Source organism: Kribbella voronezhensis (genome assembly GCF_004365175.1).
Classification (GTDB): domain Bacteria; phylum Actinomycetota; class Actinomycetes; order Propionibacteriales; family Kribbellaceae; genus Kribbella; species Kribbella voronezhensis.
The window spans coordinates 4,184,630-4,203,167 of the sequence record NZ_SOCE01000001.1 but is presented as its reverse complement, the minus strand read 5'-3'; the positions used below and the strand labels follow the sequence as shown (position 1 = coordinate 4,203,167).

Annotated in this window: 17 protein-coding genes; 7 read left to right on the top strand and 10 right to left on the bottom strand. The window is 68.2% G+C overall.

All coding sequences use genetic code 11. The annotated features are described in order from the left end of the window. Nucleotides 1–18: 18 nt before the first annotated feature. The 4 genes from EV138_RS19480 to EV138_RS19465 all read right to left on the bottom strand — a co-directional run bounded on the left by EV138_RS19480 (nucleotide 19) and on the right by EV138_RS19465 (nucleotide 3,192). Nucleotides 19–819, bottom strand: coding sequence for a DeoR/GlpR family DNA-binding transcription regulator (locus EV138_RS19480; RefSeq protein WP_133980292.1), 801 nt, complete (start codon nucleotides 817–819; stop codon nucleotides 19–21). Beyond that, complete coding sequence (locus EV138_RS19475) at nucleotides 816–1,436, bottom strand: histidine phosphatase family protein (RefSeq protein ID WP_133980291.1); 621 nt, start codon at nucleotides 1,434–1,436, stop codon at nucleotides 816–818. The genes EV138_RS19480 and EV138_RS19475 overlap by 4 nt, the downstream gene beginning before the upstream one ends. Further along, on the bottom strand, nucleotides 1,433–2,872 hold the full coding sequence (locus EV138_RS19470; protein WP_133980290.1) for an FGGY-family carbohydrate kinase: 1,440 nt from the start codon (nucleotides 2,870–2,872) through the stop codon (nucleotides 1,433–1,435). The genes EV138_RS19475 and EV138_RS19470 overlap by 4 nt, the downstream gene beginning before the upstream one ends. A gap of 86 nt (nucleotides 2,873–2,958) precedes the next feature. Further along, nucleotides 2,959–3,192 carry a hypothetical protein gene (locus EV138_RS19465; RefSeq protein ID WP_133980289.1) on the bottom strand — a complete coding sequence of 78 codons (234 nt, stop codon included), beginning with the start codon at nucleotides 3,190–3,192 and terminating at the stop codon, nucleotides 2,959–2,961. A gap of 203 nt (nucleotides 3,193–3,395) precedes the next feature. Here EV138_RS19465 and EV138_RS19460 point away from each other — a divergent pair, with 203 nt between their 5' ends. The 4 genes from EV138_RS19460 (at nucleotide 3,396) to EV138_RS19445 (ending at nucleotide 6,850) form a co-directional block, all read left to right on the top strand. Beyond that, nucleotides 3,396–4,106, top strand: coding sequence for a phosphatase PAP2 family protein (locus tag EV138_RS19460; protein WP_133980288.1), 711 nt, complete (start codon nucleotides 3,396–3,398; stop codon nucleotides 4,104–4,106). Further along, on the top strand, nucleotides 4,043–4,747 hold the full coding sequence (locus EV138_RS19455) for a phosphatase PAP2 family protein (protein WP_133980287.1): 705 nt from the start codon (nucleotides 4,043–4,045) through the stop codon (nucleotides 4,745–4,747). The genes EV138_RS19460 and EV138_RS19455 overlap by 64 nt, the downstream gene beginning before the upstream one ends. 64 nt (nucleotides 4,748–4,811) lie before the next feature. Next, nucleotides 4,812–5,342, top strand: a complete 531-nt coding sequence (locus EV138_RS19450; RefSeq protein ID WP_133980286.1) for a hypothetical protein — start codon at nucleotides 4,812–4,814, stop codon at nucleotides 5,340–5,342. A gap of 68 nt (nucleotides 5,343–5,410) precedes the next feature. Further along, nucleotides 5,411–6,850, top strand: coding sequence for a family 43 glycosylhydrolase (locus EV138_RS19445; RefSeq protein WP_133980285.1), 1,440 nt, complete (start codon nucleotides 5,411–5,413; stop codon nucleotides 6,848–6,850). Here EV138_RS19445 and EV138_RS19440 read toward each other — a convergent pair. The 6 genes from EV138_RS19440 to EV138_RS19415 are packed head-to-tail and all read right to left on the bottom strand — an operon-like array spanning nucleotide 6,847 to nucleotide 16,126. Then, on the bottom strand, nucleotides 6,847–7,713 hold the full coding sequence (locus EV138_RS19440) for a discoidin domain-containing protein (RefSeq protein WP_133980284.1): 867 nt from the start codon (nucleotides 7,711–7,713) through the stop codon (nucleotides 6,847–6,849). The genes EV138_RS19445 and EV138_RS19440 overlap by 4 nt on opposite strands. Next, nucleotides 7,710–9,323 carry an alkaline phosphatase D family protein gene (locus EV138_RS19435; RefSeq protein WP_133980283.1) on the bottom strand — a complete coding sequence of 538 codons (1,614 nt, stop codon included), beginning with the start codon at nucleotides 9,321–9,323 and terminating at the stop codon, nucleotides 7,710–7,712. The genes EV138_RS19440 and EV138_RS19435 overlap by 4 nt, the downstream gene beginning before the upstream one ends. A gap of 4 nt (nucleotides 9,324–9,327) precedes the next feature. Next, on the bottom strand, nucleotides 9,328–13,128 hold the full coding sequence (locus EV138_RS19430; RefSeq protein ID WP_202866767.1) for a hypothetical protein: 3,801 nt from the start codon (nucleotides 13,126–13,128) through the stop codon (nucleotides 9,328–9,330). A 3-nt stretch (nucleotides 13,129–13,131) separates the two neighbouring features. Next, complete coding sequence (locus EV138_RS19425; RefSeq protein WP_133980282.1) at nucleotides 13,132–13,959, bottom strand: carbohydrate ABC transporter permease; 828 nt, start codon at nucleotides 13,957–13,959, stop codon at nucleotides 13,132–13,134. Next, nucleotides 13,956–14,894: a carbohydrate ABC transporter permease gene (locus EV138_RS19420; protein ID WP_112248478.1), complete on the bottom strand. Its 939-nt coding sequence runs from the start codon at nucleotides 14,892–14,894 to the stop codon at nucleotides 13,956–13,958. Before EV138_RS19420 ends, EV138_RS19425 begins: the two co-directional genes overlap by 4 nt. Next, nucleotides 14,891–16,126, bottom strand: a complete 1,236-nt coding sequence (locus EV138_RS19415; RefSeq protein WP_133982009.1) for an ABC transporter substrate-binding protein — start codon at nucleotides 16,124–16,126, stop codon at nucleotides 14,891–14,893. The genes EV138_RS19420 and EV138_RS19415 overlap by 4 nt, the downstream gene beginning before the upstream one ends. Nucleotides 16,127–16,391: 265 nt before the next feature. On the opposite strand from EV138_RS19415, the gene EV138_RS19410 reads away from it, so the two are divergent. From EV138_RS19410 to EV138_RS19400, 3 genes are all read left to right on the top strand, one after another. Next, nucleotides 16,392–17,003: a TenA family protein gene (locus EV138_RS19410; RefSeq protein WP_133980281.1), complete on the top strand. Its 612-nt coding sequence runs from the start codon at nucleotides 16,392–16,394 to the stop codon at nucleotides 17,001–17,003. After that, nucleotides 17,000–17,698 (top strand): hypothetical protein, encoded by a 699-nt coding sequence (locus EV138_RS19405; RefSeq protein ID WP_133980280.1) that lies wholly within the window; start codon nucleotides 17,000–17,002, stop codon nucleotides 17,696–17,698. The genes EV138_RS19410 and EV138_RS19405 overlap by 4 nt, the downstream gene beginning before the upstream one ends. A gap of 99 nt (nucleotides 17,699–17,797) precedes the next feature. Beyond that, complete coding sequence (locus EV138_RS19400; protein WP_133980279.1) at nucleotides 17,798–18,535, top strand: hypothetical protein; 738 nt, start codon at nucleotides 17,798–17,800, stop codon at nucleotides 18,533–18,535. The last annotated feature ends 3 nt before the right edge of the window (nucleotides 18,536–18,538 follow it).

Sequence of the window (18,538 nt, the reverse complement as noted above, 5' to 3'; positions counted from 1 at the left end):
CTAGTGCCCCGCGGGGCATTAGAGTAGGGCGACTTCGACCGTGGCGCCGTGGTCGCGCAGACCTTCGACCAGGTCGGCCGGGGTCTTCTCGTCGACCACCACGAGATCGAAATCGGTGAGCGGGGCGAGTTTGTGCAGAGCGGTGCGCTGGAGCTTGCCGTGGTCCACCAGCAGCACCTTGGTCCGGGCCGATCGCAGCATCGCCTGCTTGACCAGGACGATCTCCTGTTCCTGGTGGAACGCGTGCGTCGGCGACACCGCGGAAACGCTGCAGAACAAGAAGTCCGGGTGCAGCGCCTCGACCGCCTGGGCGCACGGCAGGCCGCCGAACGAGTCGTGCGACGGCGAATAGATCCCGCCGAGCGCGAGCAGGGTGATGTCGCGGAGCTGGCTCAGTTTGCCGATCGCCGGCAGGAAGTTGGTCGCGACGGTCAGCGGGGTGATGTCCTCGAACAGGTCGATCAGCGCGAGCGCGCTGGTCGAGTCGTCCAGCATCACCGACATCCCCGGCTCGATCATCGCGCGGGCATGCCGGGCCAGGGCCGACTTCTCCGCCTGCGCGGTGTTCAGCCGGTACGCCACGTTGCTCTCGAACACGCTGGTCGGCTGAGCCGTCACGCCGCCGCGGTACTTACGCACCACGCCCTGGCGTTCCAGCTCGTCCAGGTCGCGGTGCACCGTCATCACGCTGACGCCGAACGCCTCGACCAGATCGTTGGCCGACACGGAGCCGTGCTTCACGACGTACGCGGCGATCTCGGCCTGGCGCCGGGCCGGGCGGCTCAGCTCCGGGGAGTCACCATCGGGATCAGAACTCATGCCAGCTTCTCCATTCGCACTGCCGGAACGTTGTACGCCTCCAGGCCCACTGTGTCCGGTTGCCAGCGGAATCGCACCAGCGCGGCGGGCCCGAGCGCTGGCAGCAGTCTGCGGTAGTCCCGCAACTCCAGCCCCAGCACCCGGCAGGTGAGCAGCCGGATCAGCGTGTTGTGCGCGACCACGAGCACCTTCTGGCCGGCGTGCGCCTTCCCGATCTCCTGGAAAGCCTCGTAGACCCGGTCGGCCGCTGTCCTCGGGTCCTCGCCGCCGGGAAAGTGCCGGCCGACCGGATCCAGTTCGAACGCCTTCGCCACCTCGACGGGCAGTTCGCCGAGCCTGCGGCCTTCCGCGGTACCGAAGTCCAGTTCGCGAAGACGCGCGTCCACGACCGGTTCGAGGCCGAGGAGTTCGGCGGTCGGGGCGACGGTCTGCCTGGCTCGCAGCATCGGTGACGACCAGAGGGCATCCGGCGCGAAATCCGCCGCCCAGTCCTTGAGCTGATCCGCCTGCTGCCGGCCGACCTCGTCGATCGGCAGATCCGTGGAGCCGGTGTACCGGTTGCCGTGATGCCACTCGGTCCGCCCGTGCCGGGCCAGTACGACGATGGTGCGCGTCATCCCAGGTACCCCCGGCGATCCAGCTCGGCGACGAACTCGCCGTACAGGTTCTCCAGCCGTCCTCGCGGGCGCGGCTCCAGCACGGTCGCCACCTTGACCATCCGGGCAGCCGTCTCCGTCACCGAGGTCTCGCGCGAAGCAGCAAGGATCGCCATCCCGTACGCCGGGTCGGAGATGGCCGGGAGTTCCACCGGTACGCCGAGGACGTCGGCCCGGAGTTGGTTCCAGTAGCCGCTGCGAACGGCGCCGCCGGTGAGCGAGACGGAACCGACCGGCTCGGCGCCGAGCTTCACCAGGTGCTCGAAGGCGAGCCGCTCGATGAAGGCGACGCCCTGCAGCACACCGGCGTACCGGTGCAGGTCGTCCGGGAAGTCGCCGAGCTCGAAGCTGGTGGCGTCCGGTGCGACGAACGGGAATCGCTCACCGCGCTTGGTGATCGGGTAGATCGCGGCGTCGACCGGGCCGAGGTCGCGCGCCTGCCGGTCGAAGACCTCGAGATCGGCGCCCGGAAGCAGCGCGGTGAGCGCGCCGGCGCCGGTGTTCGAGGCGCCGCCCGGAAGCCAGCCGCCGTCGGGGTGCCGGTGCGAGTAGACCGCGCCGGTCGGGTCGTCGAGCAGGTCCTTGCTGACGCCTTTGAGAACGAGGGTGGTGCCGAGGACGGAGTTCCAGGCGCCCGGGGCGAGGGCTCCCGCGGCGAGCTGGGCCGCACAGCCGTCGGTCATACCGGCGTACACCGGAGTGCCTTCGGGGACCCCGGTGAGCTGGGCTTTTGCCGCTGAGACGCGACCGAGTTCGGTGCCGGGCAGGACGACGTCGGGGAAGCATTCACGTGCCAGGCCGAGTCGGCCGAAGGCGTCGTACGGCCAGGTCCCGGCGACCAGGTCGTAGCCGGTCTTGAGCGCATGACTGGTGTCGGTCGCGACGGGATGCCCGGTGAGCTGAGCAGCCACGGCATCCGCGCTGTGAGCGATCCGCAACTCCGTACGCCGGCCGTCCGCCGCCGCTCCCGAGCCTGCGCCGGCCCCGGCGGCGGCATCGGTGAGCCACAAGATTTTGGGGAGGGCCCAGGTGGGTTGCATCGCGGTGGACCAGCGGTCCGGGTCCGCGGCGACGACGCGCGGGAGTTCCGCGGCGGCGCGGGCGTCGTCGTACATCAGGGCCGACGTGATCGGGCGCCCGGTCGGGTCGGTCAGCAGGACGGTGCCGGAGGTGGAGCAGATCGCGATGCCCTCGACGGATGGGTCCGCGACCTCGGCCAGAGTGGCGTCGACGGCGGCGAACCAGTCGTACGGGTCCTGCTCGTGGCGGTCGTCGGCCGGGCGCGAACTGCTCAGCGCTCGGGCGGCCCGGCCGAGCACGACCCCGGACGCGGCGACGCGGACCGCTCGCACGCTCTGGGTGCCGAGGTCGACGCCGATCCAGGACGGTTCCCCCACGCTCGCGCCTCCCGTTGTCCCCGCAGCGATGTTATGTCGATTGGTAACATAACATCAAAGCGCGATAACAGGGTCGTGCGGGTGCGTCAGGAATGCATCAGCAGCAGGGAACGGTCGGCGGTGGCGAGCTCGAGGCGGCCGGCATCGACAGCGCCGTACGCCCCGATCGGGCCACTGGCCTTGCGGCCGTGCCGGTTGATCCAGAAGCCCCAGCCCGCAGGAGCGTCGGGCCACTCGGGGTCGGGCTCCCAGCCGAGCGGCGGACGCCAGGTGGCGGTCGGCGGCTCGGGCCAGCTGGGCGGTGGATTGAATCGATGCACGGGTGGCCCTCCCGGGTCCCCCAGGACCCCGATGATCAGGAACTGTCTGACAGGTCAACGACCGGCACTCGCGAAACGTCACGCCTAAATCTTGGTAAAGAATATGGGCCTGTCCGGCGCGTTGACCAGCTCACCGCACAGTGATCGTCTAGTCACGGACAGGCACCTGCGTCCCGTCCGTGCCAGTGGGTACAGGAGCAGGGATGGCGATGCGGCGCGCGGGTGCGACCACGATCGTCCGGACACGGAGTTGGCGCTTGCTCCGGGGTGTCCTGGCGATGGTGCTGTTCGCGCTGCCCGTGGCGCTGCTCGGTTTCGCCGTCCGGCAGCAGTTCGACCCACTGATCAGGGCCGACGAGTCGGCCAGCCGGGCCGCGACCGGATTCAGCATTCGGCACGGACTGGTGCCGACCTTGAAGGTGATCCAACTCGTCAGCCAGCCGATCGTCGTGTACGTCGTGGCGACCATCGTCGTCGCCTGGGCCTGGCGGTCGAAGAACCTGCGGGCGCGCGCGTTGTGGGCGTTCGTCACGATGATGATCGGCTGGAGCCTCGGCGGCCTCGCCAAGCCACTGGCCCAGCGTGCCCGGCCGGTCGTCGACGACAAATCCTTCCCGCACGCCCACGGCTACTCGTTCCCGTCCGGGCACGCCCTGAACATCACGTTGGCCGCCGGCGTCATGGTCTTCCTGCTCTGGCCGGTGCTCTCGGCGACCGGGCGCCGGGTCGCCGTCGCGCTCGCGATCGTGGTGCCCGTCGTCGTCGGTCTGGACCGGCTTTTCATCGGTGCGCATTTCCCGTCCGACATCCTCGGCGGGCACGTACTCGGTTTGGGCATTATGTTCGCTTCATGGATCGGATTCATCGGCAAGACGGCAGCGACCTCCTCACCAGGACCGTCGCACCCGGCGTAGCGCTCGGCGGCATCCTCGTCGGCTTCGGGCTCGCGCTCAAAGGACCCCTGGACGGGGTCTCCCATGCCGAGGAGGGGGTCAACAAAGATCTTGCCGCCCACCGGGACGGCAGCTGGAACACGATCACCGCGGTGTGGTCCCAGATCGGCAACACCGCGGGCGTGATCGCGGTCTGCATCGTCGTCTCGTCCCTGCTGCTGTGGCGGACCAAGGACCTGCGGCTGGCCTTCGTCGCACCGATCGCGATCGCCATGCAGGGACTGATCTTCCTGATCGCGGCCAAGGTCGTGGACCGCGACCGCCCACAGGTCCCGCATCTGGACAAGTCACCGCCGACGGCCAGCTATCCCAGCGGGCACGAAGGGGCGTCGACCGGCCTGTACCTCGCGTTCGCCCTGCTCGCGTTGGGCATCGAACGGGCGTGGCTGCGCTGGACCACGGTGATCCTCTGTCTGGCGATGCCGACGATGGTGGGATTCGCGCGGCTCTATCGCGGGATGCACCACGTCACCGACGTTGGCGCGGGCGTGCTCAACGGCGCCATCTGCGCTCTGCTCGCGTACGGCTGGTACCGCCACACCAGCAGCCGGCGACAAGTTGCCCGCGGCGCCGCAACGAAGTCGCTCGGCCACTCGAGGTGACCCCCTTGACACCGGCCTCGCACGGGCGGACCTTGAACTAACCGATCGGCGTCATGGGGGGACCATGGATACTGATCTGGGCACACTTGTGCCGAGCACGTTCCACAGGCCGGGCGGGGTTCTCGACCTGTTCAGCGGTACGCCGAAATTCGCGACCGTGCGGGCGAATGTGGCCGTCCTGCGGGCGATCGTGGCGAACGGGACGACCGCAGCCTTCTTCACCGTCGAGGGCGGTCGCGATCCGTGTTCGCCCTGGCTGAGCGAGTACCGCGAACGGCTCGCCAAGGCGGTCGGGCCCTGGCTCGAAGAGCTGTCGGTCCCGTTGACGGATGCCTGGGCGGCGCTGGCGACGGGAGAGCGGCTCCGGTTGCGGCTGAACGGAGTTGCCGCGCACCGGATCGCCTTGCAGCGGTTGACTCTGCGCAGCAACACGGCCCTGTTCGCCCTGGTCGTCGACAGTTCGCGGGAGTTCGAGCAGTGCGGCGAGACCGGGTTGCTCGCCGACGAGGTGGTCCGGCCCCGCATCGCCGCGCTGACCGCCACGATGGTTGCCCTCGACAACAGATTCCTCGAGGCCAACCCGAGCTGGCGGTAGCGCGGGCCGACTGTTCGATCCTGGTGTGAACTGTTTACGGTCGGCTTCCAACGTTGTAAGAACGGAGCATGAGGTTCATCCGCCCCGCCCTGATCCTTGCTGCGCTCGCTGTCCTGCTGACCGGTGTGTACGCCGGCCCGGCGCCGGCCGCCGAGCCGCCCGACCGGCAGGAGAGCGCGCTCTTGGCACACACCTTCCGGAACCCGGTGAACGCCGGTGCCGACCCGTCGCTGTTCTTCTACAACGGCAAGTACTACGTGGCCACCACCACCGGTGACCACATCGGCATCTGGTCGTCGGCCAGTCTGGCCACGCTGTTGGTCGCACCGGAGCAGGTGGTGTGGCGCGACACGGACACCAGTCGCAACACCCAGATGTGGGCGCCCGCGTTCCGGCACGTCGGCAGCCGTTGGTACATCTACTACACCGCGTCCGACGGGGTGGACGCGAACCACCGGATGTACGTGCTCGAGTCGGCCGGCAACGACCCGCTCGGTCCGTACCACTTCAAGGCCAAGATCGCCGACTTCGGTGAGTACGCGATCGACGGCGAGCCGATCACGCACAACAACCAGCAGTACTTCGTCTGGACCGGCCCGGGCCGCGGTCAGGGCGGTCCGGCCCAGCTCTACATCGTCCGGATGAGCAACGCCTGGACGGCGACCGGCAACCGGGTCGCCATCCCGGCGGACGGTGGCTGCTCCGAAGTACGGGAAGGTCCTACTCCGCTGTATCACAACGGCCGGACGTTCCTCACCTACTCGACCTGTGACACCGGCAAGCCCGACTACCAGTTGTGGATGAAGAGCATCGCGAACGGGGCCGACCCGATGGTCGCGGCGAACTGGGTCCAGCACCCGGGCCCGATCTTCGCCCGCAACGACTCGACCGGCGTCTGGGGACCGGGGCACCATTCCTTCTTCAAGTCCCCTGACGGCACCGAGGACTGGATCGCGTACCACGGCAAGAACACCAGCACCTACACGTACGCGTTCCGTACCGCCCGGGCGCAGAAGATCAGCTGGAACGCCGACGGAACTCCGAACCTCGGCAGCCCGCTGGCAGCCGGCGCCACCCAGACGCTACCGTCCGGAGACCCCGGCTCGGCCAGCTACTGGATCAACGACACCGACGCCGGCACCGGCCAGAACCAGGTCGAGTACGCCGGCAACTGGAGCTCCGGGTCGGGCTGCGGGAACCAGTGCTTCTGGGGCAACGACCACTGGTCCGGTGAGACGAACGCGTCGGCCACGATCAGGTTCACCGGTACGAAGGTCGCGCTGCTCAGTGTCGTTGACACAGGCAACGGAATTGCCGGCCTCTCGATCGACGGCGGTCCTGAACAGCGGGTCGACTACTACAGCTCGATCCGCGTCGGTGAGCAACTGGTCTACGTCAGCCCGACCTTGCCCGCCGGACCGCACACCCTGAAGGTGCGCGTGACCGGCGACAAGAACCCCGCGTCGACCAGCACCGTCATCAGCCTCGACCGGATCGAGGTCTACTAGTTGTTGTAGACCTCCAGTTCCACGACTCGCGAGTACGTCGGTCCTTCGTTGCTGGCGAGCGTGAGAACCCGTACTGCGCTGGCCGTCACCGGGGTGAAGGTGGAGCTCTTCATACCCGCCACGTTGCCCCTCACCTCGGCGACGGTTTGCCAGGCGTCACCGACCTTGGCCTGCACGTCCCAGTCCTTCAGGCCGTACCCCGCGGCCGGGTACTGCTTGGAGTTCAGTGTGTAGAGGTCGACCCGGCCGACGCTCTGCGGCTGGTCGAAGGTCACCTGCAGCCAGTCCGGGAAGGCGCCCTTGGTCGCGTCGTTCCAGCCGGTGGTCTTGGCCCAGTGCTCGGAGTCACGATCGCCGTCGACCGCACCACAGGCCGGATACACCGGCAGGTGTTCGCTGGACGCACTCACCGGCACGTAGCGCGCAAGATTGCCGGTGGTGTCGGTCGGTGCCTCCCCTACCTGCACCGGCAGCGTGAGAGTCTGATCTCCTGCCCTGATCTGGATCGAGTAGGAGCCCGGCGCGGTGTCCCGTGGCGCGTTCACCGCGATCGGCAGCTTGAGCGTGTAACCGGGCGGCAGATAGCTGGAGACGAGCTTCCGCGACAGGGTGAGCGGAGCGGCCGCGTCGAGGAACGCATCGGCGTACACGGCGGTGGTTCCGGTGTTGCCGAAGCGCAGCTCGAAGCCTTGTTTCGCACAGGGAACCGGTGTCACCGCGACCTGCGCGACATCGGTCGCGAGGGTCAGCCCACGTTGGACGGGACGATCGGCCGCGGCCGGACCGGTGATGCCTGCGGCAACCATCCCCAGCACGACGGCGCCCAGTACTGCGACCGGCCGCCACCCACCTCGGAACCTCATCGGACCGCCTCCTGAGCAACGGTGTTCAAGCCCGGGTTACCGGCCTCGACCACGAACGAGTGGATGGTGGAGATCGGCGCGCCCGGCCGGTCGATGTACGGCACCGCGCGGAAGTCGACCCGCAGTTCCTTCTCGTCGAAGCGAAGGACGGAGTAGCCGCGTTTCTCGTTGACCAGCTTGAGGTGCGGGTTGGCGGCCAGGAACTTCTCCCCGTTGGCCGACACGTCGACGCCGTTGCCGCCACTGCTGAAGGAGGTCGGCACCAGCTCCACGCCGTACGTCTGCGAGGACGGATCGGCGAAGTCGCGCTTCATCTCCATCGCGTAGCCCGAGTGCACGTCACCGGTCAGCACGACCGGGTTGCGGTGCCGGTTCGCGGCCAGCCCGTCGAGCATCACCTTCTGCTCGGCTCCGTAGCCGTCCCAGGCGTCCATGTTGTAGAGGTCCGCCGGCGTCGGGTCGAGATCCATCCGGCTCATGATCACCTGGTTGGCCAGGACGTTCCACGTCGCGCGCGAGCGGTTCAGTCCGGCCAGGAACCACTGCGTCTGTTGCTGTCCGGCGAGCACCCGCGCCGGATCGCGCCGGGCGTCGGAGTCTCCCTTCCAGCCGTCACCGGCCGCCTGGTCCGACCTGTACTGCCGAGTGTCGAGCACACTCAACTCTGCAAGCCGGCCAAAGGTGAATCGGCGATAGAGCAAGTAGTTCGGCCCTTGGGGAGCAGGCCCGCGCAACGGCAGGTGTTCCCAGTACGCGCGGTACGCGTTCGCCCGGCGTACCAGGAAGTCTTCTACGGGGGCGTTGTTCTTGGAGACGAGCCCGGCGTAGTTGTCCTGTACTTCGTGGTCGTCCCAGGTGGTGATCCAAGGAGTGTTGAGGTGGGCCGCCTGGAGGTTCGGGTCCGACTTGTAGAGGGCGTACTGCAGCCGGTACCGGTCGAGCGTGTCCGCCTCGGTGCGGAACTGGTCCGGCACCGGGTCGGTCAGATTGCGCAGTCCACCGGCGGCCGAGATCCCGAACTCGTAGATGTAGTCGCCGAGAAAGACCACGGCGTCGACATCCTCGGCAGCCAGATGCCCTTGTGCGGTGTAGTACCCGTCGGTCCAGGCCTGGCAGGAGCTGACGCCAAGGGTCAGCTGACCGCCTCGCTGGCCGGGCGCCGGCGCAGTACGGGTGCGACCGGTCTGGCTGAGGTAGCCATCGACGCGGAAGCGGTACCAGTAGTGCCGGCCGGGCTGCAGGCCTTGCACGTCGACGTGCACGCTGTGCGCGTACTCCGGTCGAGCGGTGGCCCGGCCGGCTCGCACGACCTGGCGGAAGTGCTCGTCCTTCGCGACCTGCCAGTCGACGCCGACCTCCTTGTACGGCGCGCCGCCGAGTGGCTCGAAGGGCTTGGGGGCGAGGCGGGTCCAGATCACCACCGCGTCGGGCAGCGGGTCACCGGAGGCGACGCCGAGCGTGAAGGGGTTGCCGGTGAGTCCGCCGGTCGCGCCACTGCCGACCGCGGTTCCTGGCAGGTTGGTCCCGAACGCAACCGCCGTGGCGGCGCCGGTGAGGGTGAGGAACCGGCGTCGAGCCAGTCTCACCGCGGGTCTCAGATCTTCGGTCACTTGATCAGGGCTCCTCTCGGAAGTGCCTCACTCGGACCGGCCCGAACAGGCCTGACGTCCGCTGTCCTGCGAACACGAAGTGGGTCGGGCTGACCGCGTCGAGGTACGGCGCGACGGTGCCGAAGACCTCGATGTCGAGCGTGTGCTCGCCCGCCGGAGCGGTGAGCTCGAAGACGTACGGCGCACAGAACCGGACTCCCGCGCTGCGGCCGTCGAGCAGGACCTCGGCCGTCCCGCGGACCTTGCCGAGGTCGAGCTGGAACCGACCGTGGGTGGTGATCCGGCGGCGATAGCGGACGCCCCCGCTGTACTCCGCGAGTCCGAGCTCCTCCCAGTCGCCCAGGCCGATCCGCCCTGGCCCGACGGTCGCCCGGATCGGTCCGGCGAGCGCGGCACCCGCCTCGAAACCCGGCCTGGTCAGCAGCTTCAACTCAGCTACGCGCGCACCGGGCGGCACCTCGGCCACCAGGTGCCCGGATCCGGCCGCGACCTCGGTTTCGTCCACAGTGACGACAGCGTGGACGGCGAGATCGAATTCGAGGCGAACTGTGCCCGGCGGCAGATCGAAGCGCAGGTACTCCGTCCGCTGCGGTTCGGGCCGCGGTACCGCGAAGGTGATCGGCTCGGCCACTTCTTCCGTGCCGTCCAGCCAGGAGGCCGAGGGCAACGGATGCGGCCGGCGGTGCAGATACAGGTCGGCCAGCGCCCGATGTCGTTGGCGCTTGCGAACCACTTTGGTCCGCTCGCCGGCGATGTCGCAGTACCAGTCGTGATCGGAGACGACCAGTCCGTCGACGAGGATCGGCGCCGGCCGGTCCAGCTCGATCGACACCTCGTTCTCGCCGGGTCGCAGCGCGGCGGCCGCGTCGTACCGGCGTACGCGCGGGGTCGGGCGCTCGTACGGAAGGAAGCCGCCTTGGCGACCGACCTCGGTGCCGTTGACGAACAGGCGTGCCGAGCCGCTCGCGGTCAACGTGAGCTCGGTTTCGCCGGCTGGTACGACGGTGGTGGTGAGGCGGATCGCAGTACCGGGTGGTGGCGGTTCCGCGGGAGCGATCCACTCCGGGCGACGGTAGGCCGCTGGGTCACGGACGAAGGCCAGGTTCGCGCGCAGCCACAGTTCCTCGGCTGGGGTGAGGCGAAGTTCAACCTCGTGCCGTCCCGCACGCAAGCTCACAGTGGTCAGGGCGAAGTGGCCGCCCGCGTCGTCGATCGGCAACCGGGTGCCGTCGAGGATCAATTCCTTGGCTGCCGGGGCGCCGACCACGACCGTGGTGTCGAGCGGCTGGTCGAGTTCGAAGGCGGCCCGGAAGGTGACGGTCCGCCCGGCCGCGACCGCGCCGAAGTCGAGGAATTCCTCCGGCACGTGACCTTTCGGGCCGAGCGAGTCCTTGTGGATCGGGTCGTTGCGGATGCCGAGGCGTTCGGAGTACTCGATCGGCACGCCGTCGATCAGTCCGTGCGGGCCGAAGGTTGCGTGCGCGTCGCTCCAGTCGGTGGAACCGTCGACGCGGTGCCTCAGCGCCCACTTCTCCACTACTTCGGGGGACGACTGGGTCGGCGGCCAGGCGAAGTCACCCCAGGTGTTGTCCAGCGTCGGCAACAGGTTCGCCTCCCAGTCGCCGTCGAGCAGCTCCTCCCGCCAGTGCGTGGTCGTGAGCGGCGCAGCCGGTTCGTTGCCTGCAGCAAACACCAGGAGCGCCGCCGGTCCCTGGCCGAACGGGACGACCACCTCGGTGACGTCTCCATCGACGGTGAAAGCAAGCGATCTCGGCTCGTCGCCGAACGGTGAGACCAGCATCGGCGCACCCGGCGCATCGCGAACCCGCACCGTCACTTCTCGCAGGTACCGGTCCGGGTCGAAGTCGTAGCCGACGGTGGCCCAGTCGTGGCTGATCCCTCTCTCGACCGGCCGGCCGTCGCCGACCCGGGTCGCGCTCCACTCGGTGGCGGTGACGAAGACGATCAGCGAGCCGTCCACCTCGCGAACCAGCGCGGGCACCCCGGCCTCGACTCGACGCGACAGCCGAGCCAGTACGCCGGGAACCTCCGCGGCCGTTGCCACCAAGTGCGCCTCGCCTCGGGCGAACCGCTCCCTGAGCAGAGCGACCGCCTTGTCACCACCGGCCACCGCTCGGGCCGGCAATGCCCCCACGGCCACCAGCAGACCGCCCGCCGCGACGAACTCGTCGAGCCGCTCGGCGACCGGTCCCTCCAAAACCGTTGCTGCTGGCAACACCACCGCGGCGTACTGCTCGTCGGCGATGAACAGCCGCGGCCCCTCACCCACCTCGGCGCCGGCCAGTGAGTCGTCATCGATGACATCAGCATCGATACAAGCCTGGTCCAGCACTCCGGGCACCGGCGCGAACCAGGTCGCGTCGCCGATCAGCTCCCGATACACCTCCTGAGCCCTGACCGCCTCGGGACCGGGCCCGTCCATGGTCAGGCCTGCCTGGGCGGTCGCATTGGGGAACAGTACGGCGACGTCGCAGACGTGCCGCCCCATCGACAGGACCGCGCACAGCCGGGCGACCGCGTCGGCGAAGTGCTTGTGGTGCCGCCAATACGGCTGGCGCCAATCGGTCGAGGGCGGAGCCCACTCCCACCAGCCGGCGCGGGTCGTGTAGTAGACCGCGTGCGGGTTGTAGAGGGTCGCGCCCGTTCGCAGCCACGGCAGCAACCAGTCGAAGGTCTCCTCCAGCGTGCCGCCCCAGCCGGTGGAGTGGAACGCCTCGATCCAGGTTCGCGGCCGGTCGTAGAGGTGGGCGAGCGACGAATGGATCCGCGCGTCACCGTGATGATCCGAACCGGGTGCACTGAACCAGCGATGAGTGCGCGCGTAGTCGGCGTACAACTGAACACCCTCGACAGGACGGCCCGCACGGGCAGGGTCTTGCTGGTCGCAGCCGACCATCAAGCCGTAGTGCTCGTGCCACTCGTACAGCGGCTTGAAGAACGCCTCCTCGGCCAGCGCTGCACGAAGTGCGTGATAGTCGCGCCGCACCCGGTCGGCATCCGGCGACGGACTCCCCCACAAGGCCCCGAGGCGGTCCCGCAAGTCGTACCCGTAGCTGCTGACGAACTGCTCGGCGAAGTCCGCCGACCAGGTGGGCATCGAGGGAAGCTCGTCCTGGAACGACCCGACCACCACCTTGCCGAGCCTGTCTCCCAGCCGGCGGGCGAATTCCCCGTGCACCTGGTCGAGCAACGCGGTACAGGCTTCGGCACTCAGGTAGTCGAACCCGTGATCCGTCTCGTAGAACAAGGAGAGCCGCGACTCCGTCGGCGCCTCGCACTCGGCGCGGTCACCCGTCGTCGTCACCGGTTGCCCTGAGCCCCCATCCAGCGGTTCGAGCACCGCCGCGATCGGCCGCCCTCCCGCCGGGCAGTGGAGAACCAGTCGCCCGGTCCCCTCGATTGTTGCCCGCTGCAACCGACGACCGGCGTACGCCGGACGGCCGGCCACCAGCTTCGCCTGCAGGTCCGCGCCCGAGAAGCCGAGTTGGTCGTAGAACCACAGCGAGACGCCGAGTTCCTCCGCATCGGAGCAGACGCCGAGGAAGATGTCCCACCAGGCTTCGGACAAGAACGGTGGATCGTCGGCATCGCAGCCGTGGTCGGAGCCGGCCGGTGCCAGGTTGAGCACGACCAGTTGATAGACACCCCCCTCGACGAAGCGCTCGAGTTGCCAGCGCAACCTGGCCGGGTCCAGCGGCTCGCCACTCCACCACCAGATGGGTACGGGTGAAAAGGACCTGGGCGGATCGGTCAGAGCCGCTGCCAGGCGGTCGGGGAGTGGCACTGGTTATCCCTTCAGGCCGCTGGAGAAGCCGCGGATGACGTAGCGCTGCAGGATCAGGAAGACCACCAGGATCGGCAGCGCGGCGAGCACCAGGCCGGCCGCGACCAATCCGTAGTCCGAGGTGTATTCGTTGACGAAGGCAAAGACCCGGACCGGCACGGTCTCCCGGCCGGAACCGCCGAGGTACAGCAAGGGGGTGAAGAAGTCGTTCCAGATGTGGACCGCGTTGAGGATCAGCACGGTGCCGGTGATCGGCCGCAACAGCGGGAAGATCACGTACCCGAACGCCTGCAGGTGCGAGGCCCCGTCGATCAGGGCCGCGTTGGTGTAGTCGGCCGGCAGGGACCGGATGAATCCGGTGTAGAGGAAGACGGTGAACGGCAACTGGATCCCGGTGTAGAAGAGGATCATGCCCTGATAGGTCCCGAGCAGCCCGAGATCGTTGACGAGTTGGTAGAGCGGGATCATGCCGAGCTGGAAAGGCAGGATGATCCCGACCAGGAACAGGATGTAGAGGCTGTAGCTCAGCCGCGACGCCCGGCGCGCCAGGAAGTACGCCGCCAGGGAGCCGAGCACGATCAGCGCGATCACGCTGGACACGGTGATCAGCGTGCTGTTGAGCAGCGCCGAGCCGAGCGAGGCCGACTGCCACGCCGTACCGAAGCTTTTCACCGACGGCGGGTTCGGTGGCGACAGCGGAGCGTTCGCGATCTGGCCGGGATCCTTGAACGCCAGCGTGACGAGCGCGTAGACGGGGAACAGGAAGGCGACGGCGGCGGCCACCATGACGAGTTCCAGTACGAAGGTGCGCGGGCGGTATCCGGTTCTCATGCGGCCGTCTCTCTGGACCGCAGGTAGCCGATCTGGATGAACGACACGGCCGCGACGAAGATCGCCAGCACCAGCGCGACCGCGGTGCTGTAGCCGAACTTGCCGAACACGAACGCCTGCTTGTAGAGCACCGTCGACAAGGTGTCGGTGGCGTAGCCCGGTCCACCGTTCGTCATCGCGATGATCTGGGTGAACAGCGTCAGCCCGCCGACGGTGGACAGCATCACGTTGATCGTCACGGCCGGTGCCAGCAGCGGCCAGGTGATGTGCCGGAACCGCGCGACCGTGCCGGCCCCGTCCACCATCGCCGACTCGTGCAGTTCCTGCGGCACGCCTTCGAGGCCGGCCAGGAAGATCACCATCGAGTAGCCCGCACATTGCCAGATCACGGTGAAGGCGACCGACCAGATCGCCAGCGACGGATTACCCAGCCAGTCCTGTCGTAGCGAGCCGAGGCCGACCGCGTTCAGCGCGGCGTTCAGGCCTGCGTCCGGCGCCGGGTTGTAGACGTACTTCCAGAGGAACGACACCATCACCGGACTCACCACGACCGGCGCGAAGAAGATCACCCGCAGCACCATCCGGCTCTTGATGGTGGTGTGGACGCCGAGCGCGAGCAGCAACCCGAGCCCGTTCTGCACCACGACGATCGCGACCGTCAGGAACAGGGTGTTCCGCAGCGCTCCGAGCGCCTGGTCGTCGTGCAGCAACTGCTTGAAGTTCGCCAGCCCGACGAACGATCGCTGCTCCCCCACCCCGGACCAATCGGTGAAGGCCGATCCGGCCCCGACGATGCTCGGGTACAACATCACCAGCGCGTAGACCAGCAGCGCCGGAGCAGCAAACAACCAGGGCGGCGCGATCCCACCACGCCGGCCTACCCGTCGTACCGGCGGGGGGACCGGCGTGACGGGCGGCGACATGACCGCCGTCATGCGCTCTTCCGGTAGGCCTCGTCCATCTTCTTCAGGGCTCCGTCGACCGTGGTCTTCCCGCCGAGCAGTTCCTGGACGACGGCGAAGTGGGTGGGCTGGACCTCGGCGTTCGGCCAGCGCTGGTCCATGAACGGGACCGCCTTGTTGTTCGCGAGGAAGGGCAGGAACGGCTTCAGTACCGGGTCCACCTTCGCCTCGCCCTCGGAGTACAGCGGGACGCAGGCGATCGCCTCGGCCCAGGCGCTGACGACCTCGGGCTGACCGCAGAACTCGACGAACTTGCGGGCCTGGTCGGCCTTCTTGCTCTTGGCGCTGACCGCGATACCGACCACGATGCCGCCCGGGATCCAGTTGTCCGCGGCGTTGTCGGTGGCCGGGAGCGGGAACATGCCGAGGTCGTCCGGCGACGGCGCGGCTTCGCGATAGGCCTGCAGGACGGCCGAGACCTGGACCGCCATCGCCGCCTTGCCGGTGCCGACCATCGAGGTGGCCTGCTCGTACGTCGTACCGTTCGGGTTGGGGTTGAAGAACCCGCGCTTCTGCAGTTCGAGGTACTTGTTCATCGCATCGGCCCAACCGGAACCGGCGAACGTCGCGGAGCCCGCGGCCATCTTGTCGTCGAAGTCGGGCTGCTTGGCGTACACCGTGCCCGGCACGAGGGCATAGTTGATCAACTGCGTCACCCACGGCGTCTGGGCGCCGAGGGCCAGCGGCACGATGCCCTTCTTCTTCAGGGTTTCGCACACGGTCAGCAGTTCGCTCCAGGTCGTCGGCGGTTGGACGCCGGCGGTGGCGAAGGCCTTCTTGTTGTAGATGACCCCGAGCACGCTGGTGCCGGGCGAGAAGATCCGGGTCTTGCCGTCCTGCTGGAAGGCACCCTTGAACCCGGACGGGATCTTCTGGGTCCAGGCCTGGTCGCTCAGATCCGCCAGCAGGTTCGCCTTGCTCAGCTGGACCATCGACATCGCGCTGCCGTTGCCCGGGTAGACCGCGTGCAGGTCCGGCGCGTTACCGGCGGCCAACTGCGCCCGCAGCGCGGTCTGCAACTGGTCGGCCGGCGAGAAGGACAGGTTGAAGTCGAAGTCGGCGTTCTTCGCCTTGTACTCCTCCAGCGCCTTGCGGAGCCCGGCCTCCTGGCTGCCCGCACCGATGATCTTCAGCTGGCCGCCACCGCCGCCGGACGACTTGCCGCCGCAGGCCGCCAGGGTGCCGACCGCCGCTGCCCCTCCCATCAGCTGCAGGAGACGCCGGCGGCTGACGGGACGCTCGATTACGGATGCCACGGTTCCTCCTGAGCTCGGAGCGTGAAACGCTCCAGAAAATATCGCTGATTGGCGTGAACTACTCGAAATGAGGTGTTAATTTCCTCACGCCGGGCACGCTACGGACGCCTTGGAGGAGGTGTCAAGAGGTCCGGCGCGATCAATTGAAAGGATTCAGCCCCAGCGTGCCCCAGCGCAGGGCGGCCTGACTGGCGCGGATGTCAGAATGGGCGCTGTGCCTGAGACGACCCGTGCCCTGTTGAGTGGCCAGGAGACAGCCTGGAAACTCATCCTGGACCACCCGTTCGTGGCGCAGACCTCGGCGGGCACGCTGCCCCGCGCCGCCTTCGATCGCTGGCTGGCCGAGGACTACTACTTCGTCCGGTCGTTCCGTGCGTTCCTCGCCGAACTGACCGCCATCGCGCCGGACGACCAGGCCCGGGAAGTGCTGGCCGGCGGATTGGCCGCACTCGTCCCCGAGCTGGAACTGTTCGAAGCGGCCGCGGCCGACCGTGGCCTGGACCTCGACGTCGAACCCTCCCTGCTCAACCTCGGCTACACCTCCTATCTGGCCGCATCGGCCCGCGCCGGCTGGCCGCTCGGCATCACCGTCCTCTGGGCCGTCGAGAAGGCGTACTACGACGCCTGGGCATCCGTCCGCGACACGACCGGCCCGGACACGCAGTACGCCGGATTCATCGCGAACTGGTCGTCGCCGGAGTTCGCGGCGTACGTCGAACAGCTCGGCGTACTGGTGGATCGCGAGGAACTGACCGCGGACCTCACCGCCGCCTTCGACCGGGTGGTCCGCTTCGAGCTGGCCTTCTGGGACCTGGTGGCCGGGTGAGGACATCGGTCCTGGCGAGCGGCATCGTCCTGCTCGCCGTCGCCGGCGCCGCCGCGGGCTACTACGGCGGCGAATTCACCGCACCGGCCACCGTCCACGAAGTCGCGCCACCCGCACCCCTGAGCGCCCGTGCCACCGATCCCCCACTCCCCAGGAAGACACCCGAGCCGTCCGCGGTGCCGCCGCTGACCACCGATGAGCTGAACTTCCACACCCAGAACTTCACGATCCACGACGACGCCGGCTCACCGTTGGGCCTGGCGATCAGGATCCCGCGCGGGTGGCAGCTGACCCGGGATCCGAAAATGCCCCGCGAGGTGAAGTTCCTCGATCCGCTCAAAGAGCGTGCGGTACGGGTCGAGTCGGCACTTCCACCACCGGCGACGTCCACCACTGATTCGATGGCCCAACTCGTGGCCAACCTGAAATCGAGTCAGCCCTACGAGAACGATCTTCGGATCCTCTCGCAGACCGACGAGCAGCTCGAGGCGAACGGAGAGACGCGGACGGTCTCCACCCTGACCTACACCTACATCCCGAAGAAAACCCTCCGCTACGTGATCGTCCGCTGGATCGCAACCGATGGCGACGACAACGCGACGGTGGAGATGAGCATCACCGGCCTGCCACAGGACGCGGCCGCCCTCCGCGCCCTGCTCCTCGAAACCTCCCGCTCGGTCCACCAGACCGGCTGAGGATCACGGTTGGGTGACAGGTCGGCGAGCGGAGCGAACTCGCGGGCGGGCTAGCGTGTCAAAGGAGCGTAGTTGGGTGGACCGGGAGGAGGGGTGATCGTGGCCGGACGTGGGATCGGGCGCGCTCTGCTCGGTTCTGGCCTGCTCGCGGCGACCGTGCTCGGGGGAGCAGGCGGTTACGGCCTCGGGCTGCTGACGAGTGCGGCCTCGGAGCCCAGCGGCCGCGCCGTACCGCTGGGCGCTGTGACCCCGACGGACTCGACGCCGACACCCGCACCGACGACCACACCGACGGTTCCGGTGAAGCCACGGAAGACCCCGACACCGGACAACTCCGCGCCGCTGCGAGCCGACGACCTGAGCTACCAGACCCGTGAGTTCGACACCGAAGGCGTGGTGCGTTCCAGGGTCACGGTGAAGGTGCCGCGGAACTGGTGGATGACCCAGCCCGACCCCAAACGTGAGGCCCGGTTCACCGATCCGACCGCCAAGCGCTGGGTCCGCATCGAGTCCGGCTTCAGCCTGACCCGGCCACCGGCCGCCTCGATGGAGATACGGATCGGGGTGCTCAAAACCCAGGTCCCGGCTGACCAGATACTCACGATCATCAGCCAGAAGGTTGACCCGTCGGGCCGGACCGCCACGCTGTCGTACAGCTACCTGCCCGCTGGAGCGACAACGCTTCGGTACGTCTTCGTGCGATGGGCCGCCCTGGACGCGAGTGGCAAAGTCGCCGTGGAGATGAGCTCGACCGGGCTGCCGCAGGACGCGGATGCTCTGCTCGACGTGCTCGATCATGCGACCGACAGCGTCACCCGGAAGGACTCGCCGCTTTAGTTG